The organism is Rhizorhabdus sp. (assembly GCF_018006725.1).
GTDB lineage: Bacteria > Pseudomonadota > Alphaproteobacteria > Sphingomonadales > Sphingomonadaceae > Rhizorhabdus.
Genome location: NZ_JAGMXV010000215.1, coordinates 1 through 7,653 on the forward strand (window position 1 = coordinate 1; position 7,653 = coordinate 7,653).

5 protein-coding genes are annotated in these 7,653 nt (G+C 67.6%); 3 read left to right on the plus strand and 2 right to left on the minus strand.

The features are described 5' to 3' along the window. Positions 1-110 precede the first annotated feature (110 nt). On the minus strand, positions 111-1,430 hold the full coding sequence (locus KAY22_RS21540; RefSeq protein WP_296625273.1) for an APC family permease: 1,320 nt from the start codon (positions 1,428-1,430) through the stop codon (positions 111-113). A gap of 194 nt (positions 1,431-1,624) precedes the next feature. Between KAY22_RS21540 and KAY22_RS21545 the strand changes: the two genes are divergently transcribed. Continuing rightward, positions 1,625-4,111, plus strand: coding sequence for a TonB-dependent receptor (locus KAY22_RS21545; RefSeq protein WP_296625274.1), 2,487 nt, complete (start codon positions 1,625-1,627; stop codon positions 4,109-4,111). Between the two features lie 2 nt (positions 4,112-4,113). Beyond that, a complete protein-coding gene (locus KAY22_RS21550; protein WP_296625275.1) occupies positions 4,114-5,508 on the plus strand; it encodes a M20/M25/M40 family metallo-hydrolase in 1,395 nt (464 codons plus the stop codon). A gap of 18 nt (positions 5,509-5,526) precedes the next feature. On the opposite strand, the gene KAY22_RS21555 is transcribed toward KAY22_RS21550, so the two are convergent. Continuing rightward, positions 5,527-6,294 (minus strand): SDR family oxidoreductase, encoded by a 768-nt coding sequence (locus KAY22_RS21555; protein ID WP_296625276.1) that lies wholly within the window; start codon positions 6,292-6,294, stop codon positions 5,527-5,529. Between the two features lie 205 nt (positions 6,295-6,499). On the opposite strand from KAY22_RS21555, the gene KAY22_RS21560 reads away from it, so the two are divergent. Further along, a partial coding sequence (locus tag KAY22_RS21560) for an FAD-dependent oxidoreductase (RefSeq protein ID WP_296625277.1) occupies positions 6,500-7,653 on the plus strand: 1,154 nt, incomplete at its 3' end.

Genomic DNA, 7,653 nt, shown 5'->3' on the forward strand with positions numbered 1-7,653 from the left:
CCGTTACACAGACCAGCCTATCCGCTGGCTTTTGCCCTCGCACATCGGTCGGGGCCTTCTCCCGCTGCCGATATTCCTGCGACCGAATACCGGAATCCTTGGCACCGCCACTAGGCGGCGGTCCGCCCCGCGAACAAGCCAAGCGCCCACCGCGCGATCAGACCTGCCAACAGCGTCCCGAAGCTGATCGCGGTACCGATCCAGCCGACATAGTCGATGCTCGCCCAAAGGATGTAGATCGACATGCCCGAGAAGATCAGCGGCAGCAGCGGGCCGAACGGCACGCGATAGGGTCGCTCGGCGTCGGGGCATTTGCGGCGCAGCAGGGGCAGCGCCAGCCCGCTCAGTGTCAGGAACAGCCAGTAGACCGGCGACATATAGTCGACCATCGTCGCGAAGCCTGCAGGGGTCAGCGCGCCCCAGACGATCAGCAACAGGGTGATGGCGGTCTGCAGCAATATGGCGGCTCGTGGTACGCCGCGCTGCTCGTCCCAGGTCGCCAATCGCTCCAGCCCCGGCAGGTCGGCGGCAGCGGCATAGAGGGTGCGCCCGCCGACGATCAGCAGCGCGTTGAGGATCGCGATGGCGGCGACGCCGACCGCGACGACCATTGCCGTGCGCCCGACCTGACCGAACACGGCCTGCATCACGGCGGCCGCCGGCGCGTCGCTGCGCGCGAGGCCGGCGGGGCCGAGGACGCTGACATAGGCCCAGTTGGCGACGAGGTAAAGCAGCGTCACCGCGCCCATCCCCCCGATCATCGCGCGGGTGATGTCGCGTGGGCGCCGGACTTCGGCCGACAGGGTGGAGGCGTCGTTGAAACCGCCATAAGCGAGCATGACATAGACCATCGCCACGCCGAACCCGCCGACGGGATCGACCGGCGGCACCGCGCCATCGACCGGCACTCCGCCCTGCACGATCATCCACACCGCTGCTCCGCCGAGCGCCAGCAGCGCGACCACATCGAGCGCGACGAACGCCACTTCGCTGCGCGCGCTCGTCTTCAGGCCGCGCAGATTGATCGCCGCCAGCGCCACGACCATCACCGCCGCGAGGATCGCGCGCGTCAGCCGGTCCATCGGCCACAGCTCGTTGAGATAGTCGGTACCGACAAAAGCCAGCATTGCCGCAGAGGCGGTGAAGATCACCGTGAAGCGCGACCAGGCGAACAGAAAGGCGACGGTCTGCCCATAGGCCTGCTTCAGGAAGCGATAGTCGCCGCCGGGATGCGGAAAGGCCGCGCTCAGTTCGGCATAGCAGAGAGCGCCGATCAGCGCGACGACCCCGCCCAGCGCCCAGGCGGCATAGATGGCCAGCGGGGAACCGAGCGTCGCGCCGACGACCGACGCCGAGCGGAATATGCCTGCCCCGACGACCATGCCGACGACGACTGAGGAAGCCTGCCAGGGACCGATGACGCGCCGCACTCTATCCTGTCCGTACCCGTTTTTCCGAGGCCGACCCTCTGCCGCGTCGGGCGCCGCTTGTCGTCCCTTTTCTGGCTTTCCTAACCGATCTGGAAGAAATTGTTACGACCGGAATAGCATTCTTGTCTAAACCCGTGCGCGCCATCGGCTATAGCGGGCACCATAAAAGACAGGCGTTTCAGGGAACTATAACCATGCGCAAGATCGATCACCGTCTTCTCGCCGGCATCGCGACCGGGGCCTTTCTCCTCGGCAGCGGCACCGCAATGGCGCAAGCCGCCGACAGCTCGGGCGACCCCGAGATCACCGTCATCGGCAGCCGCGCGCCGAACCGCACCGTGCTCGACAGCCCGGTGCCGGTCGACGTGATCCGCGGCGACGCGATCCGCCAGGCGGGTGCCACGGGCGAACTGGCCCAGTCGATCGGCACCCTCGTCCCCGCCTTCAACTTCCCGCGCCAGTCCAATTCGGGCGTCGGCGACACGGTGCGCGCCGCCCAGCTGCGCGGCCTGTCGCCCGACCAGGTGCTCGTCCTCGTCAACGGCAAGCGCTACCACAACACCTCGACCCCGGCGCTCGACACCAAGGTCGGCAAGGGCACCGCGCCGGTCGACCTGAACACCCTGCCGATCAATGGCGTCGGTCGGCTCGAAGTGCTGCGCGACGGCGCGGCCGCCCAATATGGTTCGGACGCGGTCGCCGGCGTGATCAACATCGGCCTCGACCGGATGGACCATGGCTTCGTCGCCGACATGACCTATGGCCTGAACGTCACCAAGCCGCGCGCAGTGGGCAAGACGATCGACGACGGACGCAATATCTCGGGCGCGCTGAAGTTCGGCACCAAGCTCGGCGACGGCGGCTTCCTGACCGTCGGCGGCGACTATATCCACCAGCAGGGCACCAACCGCGCCGGCTTCGACCAGGGCGGCCAGTTCCTGTCGAACGGCAGCTATACCGATCCGCGCAACGACCAGTTCTTCGGCAAGCGCCTGTTCAAGGTGGGCGATCCGCGCGTCGACAGCGGCCACCTCTGGTACAATGCCGAGACCCCGGCGGGCGGCGACCTGACCTTCTACAGCTTCGGCGTCGCGCATGCCCGGAAATCGGTCGGCGCCAATTTCTTCCGCTGGCCGGTCATCGTCGACGGCAATGGCAATGACTATCTGCCCCCGGCCCAGCCGAACGGCACCGGCGGCTTCCGTCCGAAGAGCGTCGTGCGCAACCGCGACATCTCGGTCACCGCTGGCCTCAAGGGCGACCTCGGCGACTGGCGCGCCGATGCCAGCCTGACCTATGGCCGCAACTGGATCAGCTACCGTCTGCGCGACTCCGTCAATTATTCGCTCGGCGCGGCGAGCCCCAATGCCTTCCTGCTGTCGCGGGTCCGCTCCGACCAGCTGGTCGCCAATCTCGACCTGTCGCGCGACTATGAGCTGGGCCTCGCTGCCCCCGTCACCGTCTCCTTCGGCGGCGAATATCGCCGGGAGAACTGGCGCTCCAAGGCGGGCGATCCCGCCTCCTATGCGGTCGGCCCGCTCGCCGATCCGGCCTCGCTCGGCCTCCAGCCCGGCGCGCAGGCCGGCCCCGGCCTGACCCCCGACGATGCGCGCAAGCTCGACCGCGACGTGGTCGCCGCCTATCTCGAACTGTCGACCAAGCTCGCGCCGACTCTGTCGGCCGACGTCGCCGGCCGCGTCGAGCATTATTCGGACGCGGGCACCAGCGTCGCCGGCAAGGCGGCCCTGCGCTGGGAGTTCGTCGAAGGCTTCGCACTGCGCGGATCGGTGTCGAACAGCTTCCGTGCGCCGGCGCTCGCCCAGCGCGGAGCCTCGGCGACCTCGCTCAACTTCGGCGCGGGCGGCCAGCTGCGACGGGTCGCGACGCTGCCCGTCGACAGCGCGGTGGCGCAGTCGCTGGGCGCGGCCAAGCTGAAGCCCGAGAAGAGCTTCAACCTGTCGGCCGGCATCACCGCCTCGCCGTTCGAAGGCCTGCACCTGTCGGTCGACGCCTTCCGCATCCTGATCGACAACCGCATCACCCTGTCGGAGCGCTTCGACCTCAGCGGTCTGAGCGCCGCGCAGCGGGCGGCACTCGGTCTGGGCACCTTCGACGCGATCAACTTCTTCACCAATGCGGTCGACCTGAAGACGCGCGGCATCGAGGCCGTGGCGGACTATCGCTTCACCCTCGGCGTCTCCAGGCTGGGCCTGTCCGCCAGCTACAGCTACGCCAAGAGCAGCATCCGCAGCGTCGATGCGCCGCCGGCCCAGCTCGCCGCCAACGGCATCAGCGGCAATCTGATCGGCCTCGAAGAGACCAACACCCTCGTCAATGCCGCTCCGCGCGACAAGCTGATCCTATCGGGCGACTGGGCGCAGGGACCGATCTCGGCCACGGTGCGCGGCATCCGTAACGGCTCGGTCGTGCGCGTGTTCGACTTCGGCGGCGGCTTCGCCCCGCGCCAGCGCTTCGGCGCGGAATGGCAGCTCGACACCGAAGTGTCGTACAGCTTCGCCGAAGGCCTGACCTTCAGCATCGGCGCGAACAACCTGTTCGATAACTATCCGGACCGGTCGATCGACGACATCAATGGCGCGGGCAACCTCGCTTATGACGTGTTGTCGCCGATCGGCATCAACGGGCGCTACCTCTACGCCCGCGCTCGGGTCGCCTTCTGACGATGCGCGCGCTGATCGCTCTCGCCGCGCTCTGCGCCGCCGGAACAGCCTACGCCGCCCCCGTCACCGACTGGCGGGCGCGGGCTGACGGCCTGCTGGCGGACGCGGTGGCCGTGCCCTCGGTCGATGGAAAGACCGGGGCGCGGCCGGTGGCGGAGCGGTTGGCGCGTGAATTCCTGGCGGCGGGCTTTCCTGCCGTCGACGTGCGCGTGCTGCCCTACAAGCAGACCGCCGCACTAATGGTCCGCCTCCGCGCGGCCCAGCCGAAGCGCGGCGCGGTCCTGCTGCTCGGCCATATGGACGTGGTCGACGCGCGGCCCGAGGACTGGTCGCGAGATCCGTTCAAGCTGATCGCCGAGAATGGCTATTATTATGGCCGCGGCACCAGCGACATGAAGGGCGGCTTCGTCGCCCAGGCGATCGCACTGCTGCGCCTGAAGGCCGAAGGCGTGAAGCTCGACCGCGACGTCATCCTCTTCGCGACCGGCGACGAGGAGAGCGAAGGCGAAGGCGCCGCAAAGATCGTCGGCGAATGGCGCTCGCTGCACAATGCCGTGATCGCGCTCAATGCCGATGGCGGCGGCGGCTCGATCGACCGGGCGGGTCGCCCGCTGGGCTTCCGGCTCCAGACGTCCGAAAAGACCTATGCGAGCTTCACCTTCACCGCGCGCAACCGCGGCGGCCATTCGTCGCGTCCGCGTGCCGACAATGCGATCTATGCGCTGGCCGGGGCGCTCGGGCGGCTGTCGGCCTATCGCTTCGCCCCCATGCTCAACGAGACGGTCAAGGCCTATCTCGAAAACTCGGCGCCGCTGCGCCAGCCCGAACTGGCGGCGGCAATGCGTGCCTTCGCCAGGGACCCGAACAACATCGCGGCCGCCGATCGCATCGACGCGGACGACGGCGAGATCGGGATGATCCGGACGACCTGCGTGGCGACGCTGCTGAGCGGCGGTCATGCCGAGAACGCCCTGCCGCAGACAGCGACCGCGACCGTCAACTGTCGCATCTTTCCCGGCGTTTCGGCCGACCGGGTCCAGGCCGAATTGCAGGCGGTTGCCGGCAAGGATGTCGAGGTCACCCGACTGAACGCGTTCGGCGACGGCACCCAGCCCTCACCGCTCACCGATGAGATCGTCGGCGCCTATACAAAGGCTGTCCGCGCGCGCCATCCGGGCGTCGCGATCATCCCCGAGATGACGCCGGGCGCGACCGACGGCGGGCGGCTGCGGGCCAATGGCATCCCGACCTACGGCGTGGACGGACTGTGGCGGGTCGACCCCGACGACATGCGCGCGCACGGCAAGGACGAGCGCATATTGATCGAGGCCTTCCATGCCGACCTCGACCATTGGTACGATCTGATCCGCAACATGTCGGGTGCCCCCCGGCGCTAAGCGCCGGAGTTTCGCACCTCAGCGCGTCAGTTCTTCGTTGGTCGGCGTCCGGCGCAGCGATTGCCCGGCCGTGCAGTCGATCGCCTGACCGGTCGTCGACGCCGACTCGTCGGACAGCAGCCACAGCGCCGCATTGGCGACGTCGTCGACCGTGCTGAGACGGCCCAGCGGGATCTCGCGCAGGAAGGCGCCTTCAAGCGTCGGCAGCGCGAAATAATCCTCGGTCATCGCCGACCGGGTAAAGCCCGGGATCACCGAATTGACGCGAATGCCGCGTTCTCCCAACTCGTTGGCCGCGACGCGAACCATATGGTCCACGCCGCGCTTCGTCCCCGCATAGGCGGACAGCCCCGGCGGAGCGACGGCGGCGGTCAGCGAGGAGGTGGTGACCAGCGATCCGCCATGCTCCATCCGCCGCGCCATATGCTTGAAGAACAGCGCGGTGCCGATGAAATGCACGTCGCACATCAGGCGAAGCTGCTCGACGGTCACATCCAGGATCGAGGCCTGCGTGTCCGCGCCCGCATAATTGATCGCGCCATCGAGCCGGCCGTAGCGCTCGACCGCGGCGGCCGCCAATGCCTCGATCTGCGCCTCGTCGGTAATGTCGCAGGCAACCGCGATCCCGCCGACTTCGTTCGCGACCGCCTCGACGCCGGCCTTGCGCCGCGCGGCCAGAACCAGGTTCGCGCCCTCGCGCGCCAACACGCGTGCGGTGGCCGCGCCCATGCTGCGTCCGTCCGAAGCGCCCAATATGATGATCGTCTTCCCGTCGAGCCTTGCCATGTCCATCCCTCCAGTCTGTGGCAGCCTTCTCGGCCGCACGCTGCTCTCATCGGGACGCTACAGGAGCGCCGCGCAGCCGGGATGCTACCGAATCAGCTAGGTGGCGGTTCCGACTGGCCATGGTTTTTATCTGACTATCGTTTGAAATAGGGGCGTTCGGCGCGCTTCTCGTCTAAGCCTTTCGAAAAATCGAGAGGATCAAGGCATGGCGACCAACCACGACCGCAGCGACAGCCGACTGAGCCGGCGAAGTCTGTTGGCCGGAGCCGGCCTCGCGGCCGCAGCGGCTACCATCCCGGCAGAGGCCCATGCGGCTCCCGCGCGCGCCTGGGATCAGATGGCCGACATCGTCTGCGTCGGCAGCGGCGCCGCCGCGTGTAGCGCAGCGGTGACGGCCGCTGCCGCCGGGGCCAAGGTGATCGTGATCGAAAAGATGCCCTTCCTGGGCGGGACCACAGGCAAATCGGGCGGAGTCGTCTGGATCTGCAACCATTTCGGCCTTCGCGCCCAGGGAATCCGGGATGAGAAGGCCGATGCCATGGCCTATATGTGCCGCTTCTCTTTTCCCCAGGTCTACGATCCGACCAGTCCGACGCTCGGCCTGACCGAAGCGGACTATCGCCTGATCGAAGCTTTCTACGATCATGGCCATGAGGCGATCGATCATCTGCAGGCGGTCGACGCGGCGCGCTTCAAACAGTTCCGCCTTTGGGGGGTGGACGAGCCGGCACCCGATTATGCGGACCATCTGCCGGAGAATAAGGTTCCGACCGGCCGTGCATTGGAGCCCGCAACGGGCGCCGGCGGTCAGGGCGGGGGCAGCCTCGCCATGCAGCTGACCGACTGGCTCGAACGGCACAAGGTCCCGATCCTGACGGAAACCCGCGTGACGCGGCTCGTCATGGACGGCGGCCGCGCTGTCGGCGTCGAGGCGGAAGCCAATGGCAAGACCATCCGCATCGGTGCACGCAAGGCGGTTATCTTCGGCACCGGCGGCTACGCCCATAATCTCGATCTGGTGGGACTGCACCAGACCGCGCTCTATGGCTCCTGCGCGATGCCCGGATCGACTGGAGACTTCATCTCGATCGCGGGCGCGGCCGGGGCCGCGATGGGCACGCTCGACGGCGCCTGGCGGACGCAGGTGCTGTTCGAGGAAGCGCTGGAGAACCGCGAGCTCGGGGTCTGCGCCTTCTTCCTACCCGGCGATTCGATGCTGCTGCTCAACAAATATGGGCGCCGCGTGGTCAATGAGAAGCGCTGCTACAACGACCGCACCCGCGTTCATTTCGCCTATGATCCCGTGCGCGACGAATATCCCAACCAGCTGCTGTTCATGCTGTTCGACCAGCGCTCGCT

Excerpts from the sequence above, each read along its gene's own strand:
- KAY22_RS21550 (WP_296625275.1), top strand. The coding sequence starts at position 4,114 with ATGCGCGCGCTGATCGCTCTCGCCGCGCTCTGCGCCGCCGGAACAGCC.
- KAY22_RS21545 (WP_296625274.1), top strand. The coding sequence starts at position 1,625 with ATGCGCAAGATCGATCACCGTCTTCTCGCCGGCATCGCGACCGGGGCC.
- KAY22_RS21555 (WP_296625276.1), bottom strand. The coding sequence starts at position 6,294 with ATGGCAAGGCTCGACGGGAAGACGATCATCATATTGGGCGCTTCGGAC.